The 237-nt window shown below is 37.1% G+C and carries 1 protein-coding gene; it reads left to right on the top strand.

The annotated features are described in order from the left end of the window. The coding region (locus HMPREF2917_RS10960; protein WP_141751552.1) for an IS3 family transposase at positions 1 to 192 on the top strand (192 nt) is incomplete at its 5' end. Positions 193 to 237: the final 45 nt, after the last annotated feature.

Raw genomic sequence — 237 nt, 5'->3', positions numbered from 1 at the left:
CCCGCAGATAATGCGCCCATCGAAAGCTTCCATTCTTCCCTAAAGTGCGAAGCTTTCTACATAAAAGATGAAGTAATAACTTCATCTTCTATTGTAATTCAAATTGTAGAAAATTACATCAAATATTATAATGAAAATAGAATCCAACAAAAATTGGACTACCTGTCTCCGGTTGAATACCGGAGACGGTAGCCCTAGGGTGTTTTTATTAAATTCTCACTTTTTGGGGTCAGTCCC

The organism is Streptococcus sp. HMSC061E03 (assembly GCF_001813505.1).
GTDB lineage: Bacteria > Bacillota > Bacilli > Lactobacillales > Streptococcaceae > Streptococcus.
Note: the sequence above shows the minus strand (reverse complement) of the source record. Positions and strands in the feature narration are given on the sequence as shown.